This window comes from Alteromonas sp. 5NW40-0090 (assembly GCF_057552975.1).
Genome location: NZ_BAAJLT010000001.1, coordinates 17,191 through 38,011, shown reverse-complemented (window position 1 = coordinate 38,011; position 20,821 = coordinate 17,191). Strand labels below are relative to the sequence as shown.

Genomic DNA, 20,821 nt, shown 5'->3' with positions numbered 1-20,821 from the left:
AGCTCCTCGAGGTATGACCTTATCCCGTTTTATTACAAGATAGTGTCAGGGACACGGAATCAGAAAATCTAAGGGCATGTGGCTTATCGACCTCAACCTCAGCGTAGCGTACCGAAGAATGTTCCGCGGCAATGCTTAGCACATCGGCGGTAAGTTTTTCCAGTAGAGAAAAGCGGTTGTCTTCTACAAGCTTGATGATTGCCTTTGTGATCGTTTTGTAGTTAAGCGCATCACTCATATCGTCGGTGTTAGTCGCTTTTTCTGCGTCATAATCAATTTTCACGTTAACAACAACGTCCTGCTTGTTTTTTATTTCATCTTCATTGATGCCAATGTATGTGCGTAGTCTTAGGTTTTTAATTTTAATAGTGGCAAGATTAAAGTTCATTGAAGTCTCTTGTTTGTAGTTGTTTATAAGTCGTTGTAAAGTGTTGTCGTTTCAGTCAGGAATGTAGCACAAAATGTCAATGGAACTACGCTCGCCAACAGCAAAAATTCTTATAGTTTTAGCATGTTTAGTAGTGGTAATGGCTGGTATTAAAGCCGCCAGTACGATCATGGTACCGTTTTTTCTCTCTATTTTTATAGCGATCGCGTGTAGCCCAATAATACGTTGGACCTCGAAATTCGGCGTGCCTAAATGGCTCTCTATCACCTTTGTTATACTGCTTATCGTTGTTTTTGGTTTTCTTTTAGCTGGCTTAGTTGGCCAGTCTATGACCGAGTTTCGAGAAAATTTACCAGAATATAGAAGCAAGCTTGATACAGAGTTTGCCTGGGTTGTGTCCAAATTGGCTGAATTTAATATTCACATCAATCGAGAGTTAATTGCTTCTCACCTTGACCCCGCAACGGCTATGTCCGTAGCAACAAATTTCATCAGCGGAATGGGCGGCGTACTTTCAAACCTCTTTCTTATTCTTCTTACTGTCATTTTCATGCTTTTTGAAGCAGACAGTATTCCACGCCGGTTGCATATTGCCCTTGCTGATCCTGGAATGAAATTAAAGCATATCGACAGATTTATTCGTTCTGTGAACAGTTACTTAGCGATAAAAACTGTGGTTAGTTTAGGGACCGGTTTGATTATTGGGGTTTGGCTGTATGTGATGGGAGTAGATCATTTCATGCTCTGGGCTGTGTTGGCTTTCATGCTCAACTTTATACCTAACATTGGCTCCATTATCGCTGCTGTTCCTGCGGTATTAATCGCATTTGTTCAACTTGGGCCTGCCTCAGCAGGTTTTGCAGCTCTTGGCTTTGTGCTTGTTAATACCATCATGGGTAATATGGTCGAGCCTAGATTAATGGGCAAGGGCATGGGGCTCTCTACACTTGTGGTATTCCTATCATTGATATTTTGGGGGTGGCTGCTAGGCACCGTTGGAATGCTGCTATCAGTACCGTTGACCATGGTAGTAAAAATTGCACTAGAGTCTCGCGAGGAGAGCAAGTGGCTTGCAGTGCTGTTATCGAGTGAAGGTGAGAAGTCTGCGTCGTAACTTAGTGTAAGTAGAAAGTGGACATACACTTGTCTGGAAGTCGATAGTGGACAGACACTCAAATGTTTTAGCGTAATTCTTCGAAAGATTGCCTTCAAATTAGATAGAAGCGACTGTCCGCTTCTATCTGTACAGTTTTTACGCCCGAAAAAGAAAGGTTAAAAGGCGACAGATACACAATCTATTTAAAAACAAATTTCTCTTACTGGTTTCTAGCTAAACAGTCAATTGAGAATGTGTCTGTCTGCCCCAAACTTTGGTGTAAATTTAAGTGTGTGTCCACTTTCCATACGTCCCAAATCATTGTACGAACTCAAGTGTCTGTCCGCTTTCATAACTCAGTAATTAAAAGCTCAAAGTTTCAACGACCATTCTCAAACTTCGTTGTACTTTTAAAGCCTTATTCGTGATTGGGAAATTGAATTACAATACAAGCGCCGCCAAGCGTGCTGTCTTCGATAAGCATTCTACCTTCATATATTGAAACTAAATCGGCCGCCAACGCCATGCCAATTCCATGGCCCTCTGTATAGGTATCGAGGCGAGTTCCTCGTTCTAACAAAAGCACCTTTTTGTCGTCAGGAATACCTGGGCCGTCGTCTTCTACTTTAATTGTTAGCCAACCAGCACTTTTCATCACTGATACGATAATCTTATTGTTCGCTGCTTTGCAGGCATTGTCTAAAAGGTTGCCACAAAGCTCCATGAAGTCGGTCTCGTCCCCTTTAAACTGAGTGTCTTCATCCATTTCTAACTCAATGGTAAGGGCTTTATCTTGGTAGACCTTGTCCATCGCATCGGCAAGTTTGTGTAAAACGGGTAATATATCGATAGCGTGTTGCCAACCCGATTTTCCTGCACTTGCTCTTTTCAACTGACGTTTAATTATTCTGTCAATTTGCTGAAGTGCTTCGTTTACCTCAGCGGGTAAATCACTAGTGCCCGATGCCACCGCCAAGGGTGTTTTCAAACTATGTGCTAAGTCTCCCAAGCTATTTTTATATCTCGCCCTTTGAGCGGCCTCTGTATGTAGTAACCCATTAATAGATTGTTTCAAAGAATCAAATTCAACTGGGTATCGAGCTTCCAACTGGCGTTTATGCCCGCTTGAGGTTTGTGAAATTTCGTCAATTAACTTCCTAACGGGAAGAAGAACCAAGCTAATCCCGATAATGATAAAGACCAGGAGCGCTATACAAAGTGTGAAGATCCATTGCCACGTTGTGTCTAAAAATGTCTTCCGCTCTGCTTCAAAGAGTGCTTTATTGTTAAATATATAAAATCGCACAGGCTCGAAGTCTCTACTTGAAGCAAATTCTGCGGTGAAGGCGTACACAAAAAACTGGGAATCTTTTTCAAAACTAGGCGTATAGGACTCAAGAAATAACTCGTTACCGACTGAGACGTCTATCTGAGGTGGTACAAAGGTATATTCTAGAGCAGAGGCTGATTGCCAAATAACTTCGTCTCGAAACACAATGACGCCAAGATAGCCTGACCCCGGAAGGTTTAACTGCTCTTCATATAAAATTTCAGGCATGTAAGGCAGGTCGCCATCTAACTCGAAAGCCGATAACAGACCTAAGTTCATTAACCTAAGTTCACTCATCTTGGCTTGCGTGAGGCTATCAGTATAAGCCTCGTCTAAAATGACAACAGTAAAAGGCGCAAATAACGCTAGAAGCACAATCGCTAAAAAGATACTCCGAAGACGAAGCGACAACTGCCTCATAAACTTCTATTTATCCTGTAGCCTCTACCTCGAAGGGTTTCGATTGGCTTTAACTCACCGGTCGGGTCCAGCTTTTTCCGCAGTCTTCCCACGAAAACTTCAATAACATTACTATCTAAATCAAAATCTTGGTCGTAAATGTGCTCGGTTAGCTCTGTTTTTGAGATGACCTTTTGCGGGTTAAGCATCAGGTACTCCATGACTTTGTATTCGTAAGCTGTTAGGTCCAGAGCTTGACCATTCAACGATAGCTCTTCACTAACGGTATCCAGCGAGATTGGTCCGAACTGAATGGTCGGGTTCGCTTGTCCTGAAGCTCGTCGAATTAGCGCTTTTGTTCGAGCAAGTAATTCTTCATTATGAAAGGGTTTGGTGAGATAGTCGTCGGCACCAGCATCTAGGCCTTCTACTTTCTCTTGCCATCTATCTCTTGCCGTTAAGATAAGTATAGGGCAAGAAATATCAGCTTGACGGGCTTTTCGTATAACCTCAAATCCGTCTAACTTTGGCATGCCGATGTCGACAATAGCCAGGTCATAGCTATATTCTTTAATGAGAAAAAGCGCGTGCTCACCATTATCTGCGAGGTCTACGCTATAGCCATTTTGCTGAAGAAGCGCGTCAAGTTGGGTTAATAATCTGCTATCGTCTTCGGCTACGAGGATACGCATGTTAGTCCTTATCTTTACTTTTTTTCACCTTGCCTGAACGTTTGTCTACATCTACTGACACTACTCGCCCAGACTTTTTGAGTACTTTTACCCGGTAGTTTTTTGAGGTTTGTTCAACTTTTAAGACACGGCCATTCTCAGAAGCGCGCGCGCGCTCTGCAGCTTCGCTTTTTGATATATCGCCACCAGAGTCTTGCAACGCCAATGCTGGCGTAGTGTTAGACAAAGCTAACACTAAACAAACTACTGCAACACGAAGCGATAATGCCATACAACCTCACAATTATTATCCCACACAGGCCAAATTACAGATAATTATAACTTGGTTAACTGAACCCATTCTGAACTGGGTTTAGTCTACCTTGCGGAGCAAAAGCTGTATATAAGCCTTGAGTAAATGGCATTTACGAAAGAGCAAATATTGTGGACAGACACTTGATAGCAATAATGACGCAAGTCAAAATTAGAGTGTCTGTCCGCAATCTATTTAAAGGCCTCATGTTACGAATATAGTCTAGCGCTCTCGCTACTATTACAGATTGAGTAATCTTTACTATTACTTTGAAAAAGTGTCTGTCCACTTTGTTGGTTTGTAACTACGTGAGCAATATTTACGATGTTGTCAAGTGACTGTCCACGGTTTTCTTTACATCGTTTATACAGACCATGGGAATATATAAGTGTCTGTCCAAACCTGTATCTGCCTCGCGTTGGGTGAGAAGCTGACGTTTCTCAATAACTTTTTTTGCAAGAAAGTTCGGCGATATGGTTGTTTTGGCATGTCATGTGCGTTCCATAGGCTTTACATCAGTCAATAAAATGAAAATAAGGTGTTCAGTTCAACTGCTCAATTCAATAGTAACGTCGGACAGACACTTATTTTCAACAAGGAGGAACTATGTCTAACGATATTAAGAAAACAATGTGGAAAGCAATGTCAGATAGTCCAAAAGTAATGGTAAGTCTGGTAGGCGAGGATATGCATGCCGAGCCTATGTACGCCCAGCTTGATAAAGACGCTGATAGTGAGTTTTGGTTTTACACTAGTCGAGACAACCGCATTGCTAAAGGTGGAAAAGCGATGGTTCACTTTGCATCCAAAGGTCATGATGTATTTGCTTGTATCCGAGGCAACCTCACTGTTGAATCACGTAAAGAGGTGATTGATAAATACTGGTCTAATCCAGTAGAAGCATGGTTCGAGAAAGGTAAAGATGATCCTTCTTTATTAATGCTTCGCTTTGAACTTATAGATGCAGAAGTGTGGGATGCAGATCCTTCGCTAAAAGGCATGTTTAAAATGCTCACTGGTAAAACGGTAAAGCCAAAAGAGATGGGTGAACACGAAAAGGTCGAACTTTAAACGCAGCGTTATGAGGCAATTGTATGACGAAGCTTTGAGGCGTTGGGACACTTACTCAGAGGAGCGAGTGTCTGTCCACAAGGGATTATTTATTGCGATTGTTGGCTGATTATTGAGTGACTGTCCACTATCAATAATGTGAAGCTTGGTGAACGATTACAAGTGTGTGTCCACATTATTTCGGTAAATAAGTGTCTGTCCAAAGTTAGCTTCAATATTGTTAAAACAACAAAAAAGCCCCTTAAAACCGGAGCTATTCGGTCTTAAGGGGCTTTCATTATTTATCGAAGTTTACTACATAGCGTTTAGCTAAAACTTAAGGCAAAACCTTTTTGTAAGGTTTTACTACAACACTTTCGTAAACACCTGCTTCGATGTACGGGTCAGAATCTGCCCATGCTTGAGCAGCTTCTAGTGAATCAAACTCTGCGACTACAAGCGAGCCAGTAAATCCGGCCGGACCTGGGTCTGGGCTATCTACAGCAGGGAAAGGGCCAGCCATCACTAAACGGCCTGCATCTTTTAACGCATTTAAACGTTCAAGGTGAGCAGGTCGCGCCGCTAGGCGTTTTTCTAGACTGTCCGCCACATCGGTTGCACAAATCATATATAGCATGCGTTTATCCTTTCGCCGTAGCTGCTTTCATGCTTTCAACAAAGCTGCCGAGCTCGCTTAGCATTTTGTGACTGTCCGATAAATTGGCTGCGATAATGTTCACTGTCGCCGAGCCTGAAATTGCGCCAGCGGCACCTGCGTCAATGGCAGATTTAACCTGTTCAGGTGTAGAAATACCAAAACCTAACAATGCTGGTGCTGCTTTATGTTTATTCAAGCGCTCAATAAGCTCTGAAGCAGGCACGTTTGCGGCAGTTTCTGCGCCAGTAACGCCCGCACGACCCAGCAAATACGTGTAGCCTTTCGAGTATTCCCCGATTTTTTCCATGGTTTCATCGGTAGCATTAGGTGGTGCAATCAGAATTTGTGAAATGCCAGTGGCTTCGGCTGCTTTTTGGAAAGGTGCTGCTTCGCGAATAGGAACGTCGGCAACCAAAATTGAGTCAACGCCTGCCTCTTGCGCTTTGGCGTAAAAGTTTTCGATGCCTTGTGCCATTACTAAGTTGCTGTACAGTAGTAAGCCGATAGGCACGTCTGGATATTTTGCGCGAACACGTGAAATAACGCCCAAGCAATCTGCTACCGTCACCTTATTACTTAATGCGCGAATGGCAGAAGCTTGGATTGTGGGGCCGTCTGCGATGGGGTCAGAGTAAGGTATACCTAACTCAAGTGCGTCTGCACCGCTTTCTACTAGCTGGCAAATAATGGCTTCAGATTGCGCTAAATCGGGGTCACCCACCATTACGAAAGGTACGAAAGCGCCTTGGTTCTTTTCATCAAGGCTGGCAAACATTTGTGCATATCTATCCATTATAAATCGTCCCCTAAAATGTTGATAACGTGCGCTAAATCTTTGTCGCCACGACCTGATAAGTTAACTACGATGATGGTTTCTTCTTCCGCTTCATCTGCCATATTTAGCGCGTGCGCTAAAGCATGCGACGATTCAAGGGCAGGAATAATACCTTCTTTTCTTGCAAGCAATTGGAATGCGTTCAGCGCTTCTTCGTCTGTAGCGGCAACGTATTCCGCTCGCCCAATATCGTGAAGATAAGCATGCTGAGGGCCAACAGCAGGGTAGTCGAGACCAGCAGATACTGAGTAGCTCTCTTCAATCTGGCCTTCTTTGTCTTGCATAATGAAGGTGTATGCGCCGTGAAGAATACCTTTTGTACCCGTCACGATAGTTGCGCCGTGCTCTTTGGTGTGCACACCTTTACCCGCAGGCTCAACGCCCACCAGGCGCACAGAAGGCTCATCAATAAAGTCTGCAAACATACCGATAGCGTTTGAGCCTCCGCCCACACATGCTACTACAGCGTCAGGTAAGCGACCTTCTTTTTCCATAATTTGTGCGCGAGTCTCTTCGCCAATCATGCGGTGATATTCACGAACAATAGTCGGGAACGGGTGTGGGCCCGCGGCTGTGCCTAACAAATAGTGCGCTTTATCATAGTTTGCTGACCAGTCGCGCATGGCTTCGTTTACGGCATCTTTAAGCGTACCAGAACCGGCATTTACAGGAATAACCTCTGCGCCCATTAGCTTCATTCGGAACACGTTTGGCGCTTGACGCTCAACATCTTTCGCACCCATATAAATACGTGCTTTTAGCCCCAACAATGCACATGCTAACGCGGTGGCAACACCGTGTTGGCCCGCGCCTGTTTCGGCGATAACTTCTTTTTTACCCATGCGCTTGGTAAGTAGCGCTTGGCCTAGCACCTGGTTAGTTTTGTGTGCACCACCGTGTAGTAAGTCTTCACGCTTTAGGTATAACTTTACCTTTGGGTTACTTACCAGATTGCGAGTTAACGTCATTGACGTTGGGCGACCGGCATAGTCTTTTAACAGAGATAAAAACTCTTCGTTAAATGTCGGGTCGTCCTTTGCATCCAAAAATGCTTTTTCCAGTTGGTCTAGTGCTGGAATAAGTAGCTCGGGCACGTACATGCCACCAAATTCACCAAATTTTGTATCTAACTGGTTCATTACGTTGTCCTGTATTTAAATTAGTAACGGCGGCAAATGGCAAAAAGCCCGTCGAGTTTTTCTTCGCTTTTCACGCCGGGTGCGGTTTCTACGCCTGAATTCACATCAATAGCACCACAGCCGGTTGCAATAGCTTCTGCAACATTCTGGGCGTTAATACCGCCAGCAAGCACTAACTTATGCTTCGCTTCGATATCGTTTAATAGCTGCCAGTTGAACGCTTCGCCTGTACCGCCTTTTGCATCGCCTACCTGGCAATCCAGAAGAACACGGCTTACAAGGCTATTATTTAAGTGTCTGTCCACTGCTTCTGGTAGTTCGTCAGAAGAGGTTGCTTTAACACCTTCGACTTTCCAAATTTCACAACCTTCTGGAAGCTTGGCAGCAAGCGCTGAAATGTAAGCTTCATCTTCATTGCCGTGAAGCTGTACGGCAAAAAGGTTAAGTGAGGCGGCGAGTGATGCCACTGTATCAATGTCGTGATTGACGAACACACCAACAAAAGCACCGTCAACGCTTTGCGTTATGGCCAACGCCTGTGCTTCGCTCACACAGCGTGGCGATTTATCTGCGAAGATAAGGCCGCCGAAGCTTGCGCCTTTATCAAACGCCATCTGAGCTTGCTCGGGGCTAGTAATTCCGCATACTTTAACGGCGCCATTCACTAGCGTTTTCACTGCGCGCGGTAGGTCAGCCTCTGCCATTAATGCGCTGCCCACCAAAAAGCCTTGGGATACAGGCGCTAAACGAAGCACGTCTTGGTGGGTGTATATGCCCGACTCTGAAATAACCACGTAGTCATGACTAGCTTTTTCAAGCATGGGCACAAGGCGTTCAGTTGTCGCTAAATCGGTAGAAAGGTCGCGTAAATCACGGTTGTTAATACCAATGATATTGGCTTCAAGCGCAATAGCGCGCTCCATCTCTTCTTCATTACTTACTTCGGTGAGAATATCTAATGACAGAGAATTCGCAACGTTTGCCAACTCGCGATATTCATCGTCATTTAGCACGCTTAGCATTAACAACACCGCATCGGCATTGTAGTAACGGGCTAAATACACTTGATAGGTCTCAACGAAAAAATCTTTGTTAAGTACAGGCTGAGCAACACGTTCGGTGACGTAAGCCAAATACTCAAATTTACCTTGGAAGTACTTCTCGTCTGTCAGTACAGAAATGCCGGCAGCATAAGGCGTGTACGCGGCTAAGATTTCGTCTAAATCGAAGTGCTCTCGAATAAGGCCCTTTGAGGGCGATGCTTTTTTGCATTCGAAGATAAAGCCTGCATTTGGCTCACTAAGTGCTGCAAATAAACTCTTCTGAGAAGGCTCCAAGTTAGCTTTAAAGCTTTCTAGCGGCAATGCCTCTTTGCGTGCGGCCACTTCTTCTCGTTTGTCAGCAACAATTTTCTCAAGCACATTAGCCATTCGTGCTTACCTCCTGAGTAATTTTAGCAACCTTCGTTAATAGCTGCATGGGTAACCCTTCGCTCATAGCGTTCATCGCCATTTCTGCGCCTTCTTTAAACGTTGAGGCTTTGCCGGTTACTTTCAACAGCGCTCCGCAGTTCATGGCAATGGCGGCACGGTGCGCTTCTTTGCCTTCGCCGTTTAGCGCAGCTTCAACAAACTGCCGGTTTTCTTCTGGTTCGCCACCTTCAATCGCCGAAAGGGGATAGCGAGGCAAGCCGAAGTCTCCAGCAGCGACAGTAAGCTTACGAATGTCGCCATGTTCAAGGTCGTATATTGTTGATTCACCGTGAAGTGCTAATTCGTCTAAGCCATCGCCGTGCACAATCATTGCGCGATGTTGGCCGAGCAGCATAAGGGTTTTTGCATAAGGTTCAAGCAATTCAGGAGAGTATACGCCGAAAATACCGTGAGTTGGACCCGCAGGATTCGCCAAAGGCCCCAGTATGTTAAACAAGGTTCTAGTCTTCATCGCAGCACGCACGGGCGCTGCGTAGCGCATACCGGCATGATAGACCGGTGCAAAAAGAAATGTGAAATTTGCTTCATCTAAGCATTTGCGCGATGTTTCAGGGCTTATTTCTAAATTAAGTCCAAATTGGCGAAACAAGTCAGCAGAGCCTGATTTGCTTGATACACTGCGGTTACCGTGTTTTGCGACTTTTACGCCACACGACGCTGCTACAACACCCGCAGCACTAGAAATATTAATGGTATTGTGGCCATCACCGCCGGTACCAACGATGTCAGCAAATTCATACGATGGCGTAGGGAAGGGCAACGCGTTTGCAACCATAGCACTCGCTGCACCTGCAATTTCACTCGGTGACTCTTTTTTCATTTTAAGCGCAGTAAGCACAGAGGCAATCATCACCTCGCTTTGCTCGCCGTGCATGATGCTGTTAAACAAGCTGTACGCTTCGGTTTGCGACAGCGATTCTCGCAGCATTATTTGCTCGAGTAGAGGGCCTGCGTTAAGCATGATTCGCTCCATGTAACGTTAAATAGTCAATACTTTGCTTTAACAGCAGACTGCCGTTAGCCGTTAAAATAGATTCTGGGTGGAATTGAAAACCCAACATGCGATCTTCGCTATTGTATATTGCCATTACGGCTTCGCTGCCATCATCGTTTACCGTAGATGCACAAACGGTGAGGTTTTCAGGCAGTGTGTGTGCTACTAAAGAGTGGTAGCGTGCAACGTGTAAAGGCTGCTGTAAACCTTCGAACATGGCATCTTCAGAATGGGTGATGGCAGAAGACTTACCGTGCATAACTTGGCTGGCACGTCCTACGGTGCCGCCGTAATGCTCAACAATAGCTTGATGGCCTAAGCAAATGCCGATCACGGGGAATACACCGTGTACCTTTTTTAGTAGCTCAGGCATACAGCCCGCTTCACTCGGTGCGCCTGGCCCCGGTGATAGCATAAGAAGCACAGGCCCTTTGGTTGCTTGTTCCTGCATTCTTTCAAACAACGCATCTGCTGAAACCGTGTTGCGATATACCTTGATGTCTAGGTTTAAAGTACGTAGTTCATCTACAAGGTTGTAGGTAAATGAGTCTACATTGTCGAGCAAAAATAGGGTGGTCACTTGCTGATTCATGCGTTGCCTCCTTCATTTAATGCAACGTTGATACTTTCAGCTTCTTCTTGTAGCGCTGCTTTTACTGCACCAATTACCGCTTGCGCCTTAGCGCGGGTTTCATCAGCTTCAGCTTGTGGAACCGAGTCATATACTACGCCTGCACCCGCTTGAATATAAGCCGTGCCGTTTTTCACAAACGCTGAGCGAATGACAATACAAGTGTCCATATCGCCTTGACCATTCAAGTAGCCAACCGCGCCGCCATAACTGCCGCGGCGTTTTTTCTCTACTTCACGAATTAACGTCGCTGCGCTTACTTTTGGTGCGCCAACTAGGGTGCCCATATTCATGCAGGCTTGATAAGCGTGCAGTGGATCTAAGTCGTCACGTAGCTGGCCAACCACGCGCGACACCAAGTGCATCACGTGTGAGTAACGGTCAACCTTTAGCAAGTCTTTCACATAGCGCGTGCCTGGGCGACTCACCTTAGCCACATCGTTTCGGGCAAGGTCAACCAGCATAATGTGCTCAGACTTTTCTTTGGTGTCTTCGCGAAGGTTAAGCTCAATACGGCTGTCTAAATCTCTGTCGATACTGCCATCAGGGCGCTTGCCACGTGGACGGGTACCGGCAATCGGGTAGATTTCTACCTGATTACTTTCTCTTTCGTATTTAAGCGCTGATTCGGGAGAGGCACCAAATATGCTGAAAGCGGCATCTTGCATGTAAAACATGTAAGGGCTTGGGTTTGATTCTTTAAGTTTAGCGTAAGCAAGTAGCGGCGACGGGCAGGGGAGAGAGAATGTGCGCGAGGGCACAACCTGAAAAATGTCGCCGGCTAAAATGTGCTGTTTTAAGTCCAGCACATGGTTGCAAAACTGTTCATCACTTAGATTAACGCTAACTTCAACATTTGGGTCAAAAGAAAGTGACTGTCCGTTTTGTGCTGCGGTATTGGAAACGAGTGACTGTCCACTTTGTGCTTCGCTTTTTGCATCAGTGATCTTTGCTGTATTTGTACCTACTAGCACGGGCTTAGCAGGCATATCGTGTAACTGCTGATGAATTGCTTCTAAGCGCTGTGCAATGGCAAAGTATTGCTGGGCAACGTCTTCTCCGCTAAAAACACTGCCGATTAATTGGGTTTCGCGGGTTTGGTGATCAACGGTAATTAAAGTTTCTGCCAAGTAAAACACAAAGTCTGGACAGTCATTTTCACCTTCTGCAACATCAGGTAGCTTTTCAAAGCCTGCAAGCATGTCGTAAGCAAATACCCCGCCTAAAAATATAGCGTGGGGATGTTGGCGAATAGGCGTTATCTTATTGATAACAATGCGAAGCGCGTCCATTACGCTTGCAGCCTTTAATCGACTGTCTTCGTCAAGCTCGCCGTCGGCTTCATCACATACCATCGTAATTGAAGTGTCTGTCCTTTCTTTGATGTGTAGACCGTCAGGGGCGTGGTCTACAAATAACGGTAATACTGAAGCGCCGTTTCCTGTCAGAGCTTTCACTTCAACGCGGTTGCCCCGACATTCCATGCGCAGCGCTGCGTCAACCATTAATAAGCTTTGTAAGTCGTCTTTAGAATCAATTTCTGCCGACTCTAAAAGCAGTGCGTTGTTTTTATTTCCACATAAGTGAGCAAATGCCGCTAGTGGGTCATCTACGTAGTGCCCCACTTGCTCAATTGTCTCTACCTTACCTGGGGAAATCCCCAGTTCCGCTAAACTCATTTTTGCTACTCTCCAACTGCAAAAAGATAAAAAAAAGGCCCGTATAAACGGGCCTTTATGTGTATTCATTCACGCACTACAGTGCACACCGCCCGTTAAGTTAGGGAGTGCCACCACCAAGCTGCAACTGTCATTGCTGTCGAAATGTCGTATGAATGCATGAATTACTCGTTGTTTTTCCAAACTTCAATAGGATTTGAAGCCGTTAGTACGTATACTTTGTGTGTATAGAAGAAAACAAATTGCCCTTTGTGTCAACCTAAAATTTGCATAAGACATTGAAAATAGATCTACATAGTCATACAAAATTCTCTGATGGCCACTTAACGCCAGAAGAATTAATCCTTCGCGCACACACCATGCAGGTGGATGCGCTTGCCGTTACGGACCACGATACTGTAGCCGGTTTGGAAGAAGCACACGCTACTCAATCAAAGCAAAAACGTGCATTAACTATTATTGATGGTGTTGAAATTTCCACCACTTGGCATAGTTTCGATATCCATATAGTCGGATTAAATGTGGACAGACACTGCCCAACGTTTCTTGAACGGCTAGAGGGCCAGTCTCAAACCCGTGAAGCTCGGGCTGAAAAAATTGCTGATAAGCTCGAAAAGTGTGGGTTTGAAGGTGTTTTAGCGCGTGCTAAAGCGCTGGCGGGCGTTGGCCAGGTGACACGGGCGCACTTTGCGCGCGTATTAGTAAACAACTACGGTGTGCCAAGTATGGACGCCGCGTTTAAAAAGTATCTTGGCAAAGGCAAACGAGCTGCAGTTAAAGCAGAGTGGCCAAGTATCGAAACGGCTATCGAGTGGATCCACGATGCAGGTGGACAAGCTGTACTGGCTCATCCTGCTCATTATGATATGACAGCGAAGTGGCTACGGCGCTTGGTGGCCTTGTTCGAACAAGCCGGTGGCGACGCCATTGAAACCGCATTTCCAGGTATCAATAAAACCAAACAAGAGCTTATTAATGAGCTTGCACAAACCCATCAGTTACTTGCATCGGCGGGCTCTGATTTTCACTTTCCGTCTCGTTGGACTGAGCTGGGTAAGAACCTCGGCATTAGCAGTAAGCTCACACCCGTGTGGCATAATTGGAAACAATTTGAAGGGCAGATGGCCGAGAGCTAAGGAAATCTAATTTGCAACGCTCTCGGTATAAATAGGCAAGGTAAGGCAAATGGTTCACGTACGGTTGATGAGTGCTATAGCTAATTAAAATGCCGAGAGTTGGTTAGTAAAAAGCCTAAAAGCGAGTTTTACCAACGAGCTTAACCAGCAAGCTTTACGAGTGGACAGACACATACCCCGTTGGCAATGTATTATCGTTCTGCGCGTTTAAGAAAAGGAAGTAATTATGAGTCAATTTTTCTATGTGCACCCCGACAACCCGCAAAAGCGCCTAATTAGTCAGGCTTGTGAGTTAATTCGAGAGGGGGCAGTGGTGGTGTATCCGACAGACTCAGGCTACGCCATAGGCTGCCAAATGGAAGACAAAAAGGCGCTTGAGCAGTTGTGTCGTATTCGTCAAATCGATAAAGATCACAACTTTACCTTAATGTGTCGAGACATGTCTGAACTATCAATTTACGCAAAGGTAGACAACACGGCGTTCAGGCAAATTAAGAACAATACGCCAGGGCGTTACACCTTCGTGTTGAAAGCGACCCGCGAAGTACCAAAGCGGTTGCAAAACCCTAAACGTAAAACCATTGGAATTCGCGTGCCCGACAACGCTATTGCACTTGCATTATTAGAAGAGTTGGGCGAACCGTTGATGTCTACGTCTTTGATTTTGCCAGGTAACACCATGGCCGAGTCAGACCCGGATGTCATTCGCGACAACTTAGAAAAGCAAGTAGGGCTTATTATTCACGGTGGTTACATTGGTGAGCAGCCCACTACCGTGGTCGATTTGTCGGAAGACACGCCAGTCATTGTGCGACATGGCACGGGCGATCCGTCTCCCTTTGAGTAACTTTTTTTGACTGGTTTTTTTTCGAAGTAGCTTCTTTTGTTAGTTGCAGGTGAAAGCTATAGTAGGAAACCGTAAGATATGTTGCGAGGGCCTGTAGCGCTTTGGTTTACAGCGAAGCGCTACAGGCCCTCGCGTGAACGCGTAAATAATAATATCAATAATCGTCGCTTTGTTAGCGCGTAAAAACGGTTGTGGAACTGTGTCAGAGCTTGTTGAAGAAAATAATAACAATAACGAGGCCTCTGTTGAGAAGAGGCTTTCGACACCTGTTCAGCAGCCGTTGCCACTTGCGTTTATTAATGGCGAAGCGCTAATTGAAAAGCCTGAAGATCTCTTCATTCCCCCCGATGCCCTAGAGGTCATATTAGAAACCTTCGAAGGGCCGCTCGACTTACTACTTTATCTGATTAGAAAACAAAAGTTTGATATCACCACACTGCCCATCGCTGATGTTACCAAGCAGTATATGGAGTATGTGGATGCCATGATGTCGCTAAAATTAGAGCTGGCGGCAGAGTACTTGCTGATGGCAGCCATATTGGCAGAAATTAAGTCCAGGCTTCTATTGCCTAAACGCAGTGACGATTCCGACGAAGAAGAAGACCCTCGCGCAGAGCTTATTCGCCGATTAAAAGAATACGAGCTAGTAAAGCAAGCGGCAGAAGATTTAGATATTCAGCCTAGACTTGAACGGGATATTTTCACCACTCACGTTGAACTAAGTGAGAATGTGGCGCCAATTCGTATTGAGCCCGATGTGTCTTTAGCTGAAATTGTATTGGCGTTCAGTGCGGCCATGAAGCGCGCCGAAGCGTTTGAACACCATACCATTGCACGGGAAGCACTGAGTACGCGAGAGCGCATGTCGCTCATCTTGTCGTTACTCACAACAACAGAGTATACGCCGCTTGAACGCCTATTTACGGTTGAGGAAGGTAAGGCTGGTGTAGTGGTTTGCTTCTTAGCAATTTTAGAATTAGTAAAAGAACAGCTAATTTTATGCATTCAAGCAGGTCCTTATGCAAAAATTCATGTAAAATTAGGTGCCCATGAAGAAAATTAACACGGCGCAGCTTAAACAATTGGTTGAGGCAGCAATATTTGTTGCTGATAAGCCTATTTCAAAGCAGCATTTAAAAGAAACGGTACTCAATGAGTTTACCGTCGCTGATAGAACCTTGAGTAAGGTGATTAACGAGCTAAAGTTAGACTATCAGCCAAGAGGCATTCAACTGGTGGAAGTAGCAAGTGGCTATCGCTTTCAGTCGTTAGATGCGTTAAGCCCGTGGTTAAGCAAACTGTGGCAGGAAAATGCGCCAAAGTATTCTAGAGCAATGCTCGAAACCTTGGCACTCATTGCCTATCGTCAACCTATAACCCGCGGAGAAATAGAGCAGGTCAGGGGCGTGGCGGTAAGCAGTAATATTATAAAGACACTCACAGAACGAGACTGGGTAAAGGTAGTGGGCCACAAAGAAGTGCCTGGGCGACCAGCGCTTTACGCAACTACCAAAGGCTTCTTAGACTATTTTTCGATGACGTCGTTGAGCGATTTGCCCAATGCCGACGCCTTTGAAAATATGGCAGAAAGCGTTGCATCAGACTCGCCGCTTAAGGTGTTAAATGAGGCACCGTCAGAATAGACCGTGCGACCGTAAACAAGCAATTAAAGAGTGAAAACCCATGACTGAAAAGTTGCAAAAAGTGCTAGCTAACCAAGGGCTAGGCTCGCGACGAGAAATGGAACGTTGGATTGAAGAAGGCCGAGTATCGGTTAATGGTACAAAAGCGACATTAGGAGATAGAGTCGACCATACTGCACAGATTCGTGTAGATGGTCATTTGCTATCTCGTCAGACAGAACAGCCTGTCTGCCGTGTGTTGATGTACAACAAGCCTGAAGGTGAATTGTGCAGCCGTCACGACCCTGAAGGTCGCGATACGGTATTTGACCGCCTTCCCGCCATTCGATTAGGGCGCTGGATCACCGTTGGTCGTCTAGACATGAACACCAGTGGCCTGCTGTTATTCACCAACGATGGTGAACTAGCCAACCGCCTAATGCACCCAAAATGTGAAGTAGAACGCGAGTACGCAGTGCGTGTATTCGGTGAGGTAACGGGCAAAACGCTACATACCCTTCAAAAAGGTGTAGAGCTGGAAGACGGCGAAGCAAAGTTCCTGACAATTTCAGGTGCGCCTACGCCGCAGCATGCTGAAGATGAAAGCATGAATCGTTGGTACAATGTAACGTTGAAAGAAGGGCGTAACCGCGAAGTGCGTCGTCTTTGGGAGTCGCAAGGCGTGCAGGTTAGCCGCCTGATCCGTGTTAAGTATGGCCCCATTGAACTGCAAAAGCGTCTACCGCAAGGTGCGTGGGTAGAACTAGGATTAGAAGACGTGAACGCGCTTCGTAGCCATGTTCAACTGCCGGATGAAACGCAAACTATGGTTAATGTACGCCAGGGTAAACTTGATCACGCGCGTTTAAGTCGCATGCGTCGCTCGGTTAAAAAGCATAAAGTGCGTAAGCAACAAGGTTTGAATAAACGAGCTGGGCGCCCCGCTAAACGTAAGTAATGTCTTATTTATCCATCACGTGTAAGTAATTACTCAAAGCCGCTAGCGCACGCTAGCGGCTTTTTTTATTTCAGTGGCAAATGTTTTTCAAAGTAATCACAAGGTTTAATCCCAGTTTAATTCTGATTTCAGTCACGATGATTACGATCTTCTTTCTAAGCGATGGCGTAGCAAAGTGTGAAGCTGCTACGTCAAGTAGGGTAAGACCAACACGGAAAAGGAGAAAGTAATGAAAGATATGCCTCAGTTAGGAATGGGAACGTTTCGATTGAAAGATGACGAGGCCCGTGAATCAGTCAGTAAAGCGCTAGAGGTTGGGTTCAGACACATTGATACCGCACAATTTTATGACAACGAAGCACAAGTTGGCGATGCCATAAAAACCAGCGGCCTTGATAGAAGCGAACTGTTTGTCACCACCAAGGTGTGGCACGAGTCATTGGGCGATGCTCATTTTATTCCAAGTGTTCACGAAAGCTTAGAAAAGCTGAAGCTAGAATATGTTGATTTGCTTCTTATCCATTGGCCATATCCTGGCAATGATATTTCACTAGAAAGCTATTTAGGCAATCTTGCGAAGGCGAAAGAGCAAGGGCTTACTCGTCATATTGGGGTGTCTAATTTCACTATTGATTTGTTAGAGAAGGCCGAACAGGTTCTTGGTAAAGACGAAATTTACACCAACCAAATTGAAATCCATCCTTTCATGCAAAATAAGAAGGTTGTTGAAGCGTGTAAGGAAAAAGGCATAAAAGCGACCGCATATATGCCATTTGCTGTAGGAAAAGTAATGAAGGACGAAACGTTATTGCGAATAGCGCAAAACTACGATGCGACGCCAGCGCAAGTTGTTCTGGCGTGGATGGAGAAACGCCACATTTATGCAATCCCTTCATCAACCAGTAAAGTACACTTGGCGGAGAATTTAGCTTACGGTGGTGTACATTTAACTGATTCAGAGCTCGCGCTTATTGATGATCTTGATAACGGCGACCGAATTGTAAACCCAGATTTTGCCCCAGACTGGGATTAACGCTTCACAGGACACGCTTGTATTTAGACTACTAACAGGGATAGCGGTTAATTTTACCTAACTCTGTGTACTAGGCTAAAATCAGGGGCCGCCTTTGAGGTACTAATGGCGGCCCTTGAAGAGTCTTTTAATTACCGGTTCAGATTAAATCGATAGATGTGACTTGGTATGGACTCGTGTATAGGTGTTTTTAAGGCATGTGATACCTAAAACATCACATGCTCTATTCGGCTTGCTCTATTTCTTTGATGACTTTGGCGGGGTTCCCGCCTATAACTACGTTGTCTCCAAAAGACTTAGTTACAACTGCGCCAGAGGCCACAACCACATTGTCACCCAATGTCACACCAGGGTTTATCACCGCCATGCCACCAATCCAGCAATTGTCGCCAATAGTAATGGGCTTGGCGAACTCGATGCCAGTTGCCCTTTGTACAGGATCTAACGGATGCGTAGCGGTGTACAAACCGACTTGAGGCGCAATCATGCAGTTATCACCTATCGTGACCTTCGCTGCATCTAAAATCACACAATTGAAGTTAGCGAAAAAATTCTCGCCTACGTGGATATTTTCGCCGTAATCGCATTTGAATGAAGACTCGATGTAAAGCCTTTTTCCAGTACTACCAAACAGCTCTTTTAATATTTTCGTACGCTTTTTGTGGTCGCTTTGACAAGTTGCGTTGAGCTCGTCTAGTTGCATACGGCATTGCTTGCGCAATGCCGATAATGTTTTGTCTGACGGATAGTATAAATCGCCAACAAGCATCTTTTCTTGTTCAGTCATGTCATTCCGAAACGTTGGGCTTAGATATTCGAGCCGATACGTTACTGCGCACCACCGTAGCTTACAACGACTTTTTGCTTTAACTCGTCACTTTCAATGTCTAAGTTAACAGGGCGGTGCAATATAATGCTACCGCCTATAGTCACCGAGGCACTGATCGATAGGGTAGGTTTGTTGTCTGATTTCTTGCCCCAAGAGCTTTCACTTTCCTTATATACGATATCGCCTAAAACGTGAGAAGAGCCAGACAAAGTAATATCGCCATTGAGTGTTTTGATGTGTTTTTCAATGATTGTATCAAAGGCTGTTATGTCTCCATTCACTGTTTCAACGCTACCGCCAATTGTACTTTGCGTAGGAAGCGTAACATTTCCATTCACGGTCTCTACACCCTTAAGCACACTGAGGTGTGAAGCTGCACTTACATCGCCATTTACAATGTCGATATTTCGGACAGACACATGGCTACCCATTTCAAGATTTCCGTTAACGATGCTGACTTCATCCGCGCCACCATGATCGCTAATTTCCACATTGCCATTAACAGAAGAAATATCGCCCGCGCGCTTCCCTTCTGCTATGTCAATATTGCCTAGAATAGAACTGAAATCGCTGCCTTCTAATGCACTAGCGTCGCCAACATGGATAACGCAGCCAGTTAGCAAAGAGGCAGAAAGCAACATAGCTGCACTAGCAATAATAGACTTTTTCATATTCTTATATCCTTGATTGTTTTATAAATACTTAATAACACGCTCTGACGGTATTGATATCAAACACAAATTTTGTTGTGTATTTATAAAATACGTTTCACGTATCATGCCACTCTTAAAAAGCATTTTAAATCATGAGCTTAGTTTAAGATTCCGAAGGGGGGAGACTGGCTCAATGGTGTAATGACTAATTTTATAGTTTCATCTGTCACCGGATGGCGAATTTGACCATTCTGTACCACATGGCCCTAAGCTCAGAAGGGGACAGACACTCGCTTAAAGAAATTAATTAAAGAAATAAATTAGAGAAATGTAGAGAAATGGACAGACACTTAATGTGTAGAGAAATGGACAGACACTTAATGTGAATACATTTTTTGGGTTACAAGCTGCTTTTTTGAGTGTGTGTCCAAGAAGTACAGGTACTTCAATCTGAACAGATTCCTTTTAGTCTTAAGTTTCATTTTTTAAGTGTGTGTCCAACGAGTACAGGCAAGGTTTTAGCCTATGTGAGTGTCTGTCCTCGAATTTTACTCGAATTTTAATAATATGTTGGTATATGTGGTTTTTACTTTTTAGTGAGTTTAGGTAGCGACGATAAAGATTTATCACAACCCAGAGTGCGGCACATCTAGGAATGTACTGGCGGTGATCAAGGCCGCTGGGTATGAGGTGCAGGTTATTGAGTATTTACGTGTTGGGTGGGAACGTGAGCAATTAACTTATTTATTGAATGCAGCTAACCTTAACCCTCGACAAGCGCTTCGTACAACAAAGTCGCTTGCTGCTGAATTGGGGTTATTTGATGAAACAGTGAGCAACGAAATCATCTTTGAGTTGATGTTGAAACACCCCATCTTAGTGAATCGGCCTATTGTTTGCATTCCCAACGGTGGATATTAAAAAACAGTCTCATCTACTGAACTAGTAGATGAGGGCAAGGCTGTTTCTAGTAGTTTAAAAGAAACAGTAAAACTTTGCCGGCCAAGTGAAGCTGTACTGGATATTTTGCCTGTATGGCCAAAAGGCCCTTTTACTAAAGAAGACGG

General features: G+C 44.9%; 22 protein-coding genes. 9 read left to right on the top strand and 13 right to left on the bottom strand.

From position 1 onward, the window contains the following. Positions 1–19: 19 nt before the first annotated feature. On the bottom strand, positions 20–388 hold the full coding sequence (gene folX / locus AC27KT_RS00120) for a dihydroneopterin triphosphate 2'-epimerase (protein ID WP_012517852.1): 369 nt from the start codon (positions 386–388) through the stop codon (positions 20–22). Between the two features lie 73 nt (positions 389–461). Between folX and AC27KT_RS00115 the strand changes: the two genes are divergently transcribed. Beyond that, entirely contained in the window at positions 462–1,502 is a 1,041-nt protein-coding gene (locus AC27KT_RS00115) for an AI-2E family transporter (RefSeq protein ID WP_014978826.1), read from the top strand. Positions 1,503–1,902: 400 nt separating this feature from the next. On the opposite strand, the gene AC27KT_RS00110 is transcribed toward AC27KT_RS00115, so the two are convergent. The 3 genes from AC27KT_RS00110 to AC27KT_RS00100 are packed head-to-tail and all read right to left on the bottom strand — an operon-like array spanning position 1,903 to position 4,176. Next, positions 1,903–3,234, bottom strand: coding sequence for an ATP-binding protein (locus tag AC27KT_RS00110; RefSeq protein ID WP_487126376.1), 1,332 nt, complete (start codon positions 3,232–3,234; stop codon positions 1,903–1,905). After that, the gene (locus tag AC27KT_RS00105; protein ID WP_014948936.1) at positions 3,231–3,905 is read right to left on the bottom strand and encodes a response regulator transcription factor; all 675 of its coding nucleotides are present in this window, start codon (positions 3,903–3,905) and stop codon (positions 3,231–3,233) included. Before AC27KT_RS00105 ends, AC27KT_RS00110 begins: the two co-directional genes overlap by 4 nt. A 1-nt stretch (position 3,906) precedes the next feature. Next, positions 3,907–4,176 (bottom strand): PepSY domain-containing protein, encoded by a 270-nt coding sequence (locus AC27KT_RS00100; RefSeq protein WP_136781067.1) that lies wholly within the window; start codon positions 4,174–4,176, stop codon positions 3,907–3,909. A 627-nt stretch (positions 4,177–4,803) separates the two neighbouring features. Between AC27KT_RS00100 and AC27KT_RS00095 the strand changes: the two genes are divergently transcribed. Beyond that, positions 4,804–5,268, top strand: coding sequence for a pyridoxamine 5'-phosphate oxidase family protein (locus AC27KT_RS00095; RefSeq protein WP_487126373.1), 465 nt, complete (start codon positions 4,804–4,806; stop codon positions 5,266–5,268). Between the two features lie 316 nt (positions 5,269–5,584). Here AC27KT_RS00095 and AC27KT_RS00090 read toward each other — a convergent pair whose 3' ends face one another. The 7 genes from AC27KT_RS00090 to AC27KT_RS00060 are packed head-to-tail and all read right to left on the bottom strand — an operon-like array spanning position 5,585 to position 12,676. Continuing rightward, positions 5,585–5,884, bottom strand: coding sequence for a YciI family protein (locus AC27KT_RS00090; RefSeq protein WP_487126371.1), 300 nt, complete (start codon positions 5,882–5,884; stop codon positions 5,585–5,587). 4 nt (positions 5,885–5,888) lie between these two features. After that, positions 5,889–6,698, bottom strand: coding sequence for a tryptophan synthase subunit alpha (gene trpA, locus AC27KT_RS00085; protein ID WP_487126369.1), 810 nt, complete (start codon positions 6,696–6,698; stop codon positions 5,889–5,891). After that, positions 6,698–7,879, bottom strand: a complete 1,182-nt coding sequence (gene trpB / locus AC27KT_RS00080) for a tryptophan synthase subunit beta (protein ID WP_014976090.1) — start codon at positions 7,877–7,879, stop codon at positions 6,698–6,700. Before trpB ends, trpA begins: the two co-directional genes overlap by 1 nt. 20 nt (positions 7,880–7,899) lie before the next feature. After that, a complete protein-coding gene (trpCF, locus tag AC27KT_RS00075; protein WP_487126367.1) occupies positions 7,900–9,309 on the bottom strand; it encodes a bifunctional indole-3-glycerol-phosphate synthase TrpC/phosphoribosylanthranilate isomerase TrpF in 1,410 nt (469 codons plus the stop codon). After that, the gene (trpD, locus tag AC27KT_RS00070) at positions 9,302–10,333 is read right to left on the bottom strand and encodes an anthranilate phosphoribosyltransferase (protein ID WP_071814294.1); all 1,032 of its coding nucleotides are present in this window, start codon (positions 10,331–10,333) and stop codon (positions 9,302–9,304) included. Before trpD ends, trpCF begins: the two co-directional genes overlap by 8 nt. Further along, complete coding sequence (locus AC27KT_RS00065) at positions 10,326–10,958, bottom strand: aminodeoxychorismate/anthranilate synthase component II (RefSeq protein WP_487126364.1); 633 nt, start codon at positions 10,956–10,958, stop codon at positions 10,326–10,328. The genes trpD and AC27KT_RS00065 overlap by 8 nt, the downstream gene beginning before the upstream one ends. Further along, positions 10,955–12,676, bottom strand: coding sequence for an anthranilate synthase component 1 (locus tag AC27KT_RS00060; protein ID WP_487126362.1), 1,722 nt, complete (start codon positions 12,674–12,676; stop codon positions 10,955–10,957). The genes AC27KT_RS00065 and AC27KT_RS00060 overlap by 4 nt, the downstream gene beginning before the upstream one ends. A gap of 278 nt (positions 12,677–12,954) precedes the next feature. On the opposite strand from AC27KT_RS00060, the gene AC27KT_RS00055 reads away from it, so the two are divergent. From AC27KT_RS00055 to dkgB, 6 genes are all read left to right on the top strand, one after another. Continuing rightward, positions 12,955–13,812, top strand: a complete 858-nt coding sequence (locus tag AC27KT_RS00055; protein ID WP_487126360.1) for a PHP domain-containing protein — start codon at positions 12,955–12,957, stop codon at positions 13,810–13,812. Positions 13,813–14,038: 226 nt separating this feature from the next. Then, positions 14,039–14,659 carry an L-threonylcarbamoyladenylate synthase gene (locus AC27KT_RS00050; protein ID WP_014948946.1) on the top strand — a complete coding sequence of 207 codons (621 nt, stop codon included), beginning with the start codon at positions 14,039–14,041 and terminating at the stop codon, positions 14,657–14,659. 199 nt (positions 14,660–14,858) lie between these two features. Further along, entirely contained in the window at positions 14,859–15,722 is an 864-nt protein-coding gene (locus tag AC27KT_RS00045; protein ID WP_487126358.1) for a segregation and condensation protein A, read from the top strand. Next, entirely contained in the window at positions 15,709–16,302 is a 594-nt protein-coding gene (gene scpB, locus AC27KT_RS00040; protein WP_014948948.1) for an SMC-Scp complex subunit ScpB, read from the top strand. The genes AC27KT_RS00045 and scpB overlap by 14 nt, the downstream gene beginning before the upstream one ends. A 40-nt stretch (positions 16,303–16,342) precedes the next feature. Continuing rightward, the gene (rluB, locus tag AC27KT_RS00035; RefSeq protein WP_334060472.1) at positions 16,343–17,239 is read left to right on the top strand and encodes a 23S rRNA pseudouridine(2605) synthase RluB; all 897 of its coding nucleotides are present in this window, start codon (positions 16,343–16,345) and stop codon (positions 17,237–17,239) included. Positions 17,240–17,468: 229 nt separating this feature from the next. After that, positions 17,469–18,272: a 2,5-didehydrogluconate reductase DkgB gene (gene dkgB, locus AC27KT_RS00030; protein ID WP_487126354.1), complete on the top strand. Its 804-nt coding sequence runs from the start codon at positions 17,469–17,471 to the stop codon at positions 18,270–18,272. A 223-nt stretch (positions 18,273–18,495) separates the two neighbouring features. Here dkgB and AC27KT_RS00025 read toward each other — a convergent pair whose 3' ends face one another. Further along, entirely contained in the window at positions 18,496–19,059 is a 564-nt protein-coding gene (locus tag AC27KT_RS00025; RefSeq protein WP_487126352.1) for a sugar O-acetyltransferase, read from the bottom strand. A 41-nt stretch (positions 19,060–19,100) separates the two neighbouring features. Further along, positions 19,101–19,772, bottom strand: coding sequence for a hypothetical protein (locus AC27KT_RS00020; protein ID WP_487126350.1), 672 nt, complete (start codon positions 19,770–19,772; stop codon positions 19,101–19,103). 597 nt (positions 19,773–20,369) lie between these two features. Here AC27KT_RS00020 and AC27KT_RS00015 point away from each other — a divergent pair. Next, the gene (locus AC27KT_RS00015) at positions 20,370–20,675 is read left to right on the top strand and encodes an arsenate reductase family protein (RefSeq protein ID WP_487126970.1); all 306 of its coding nucleotides are present in this window, start codon (positions 20,370–20,372) and stop codon (positions 20,673–20,675) included. Positions 20,676–20,821 lie beyond the last annotated feature (146 nt).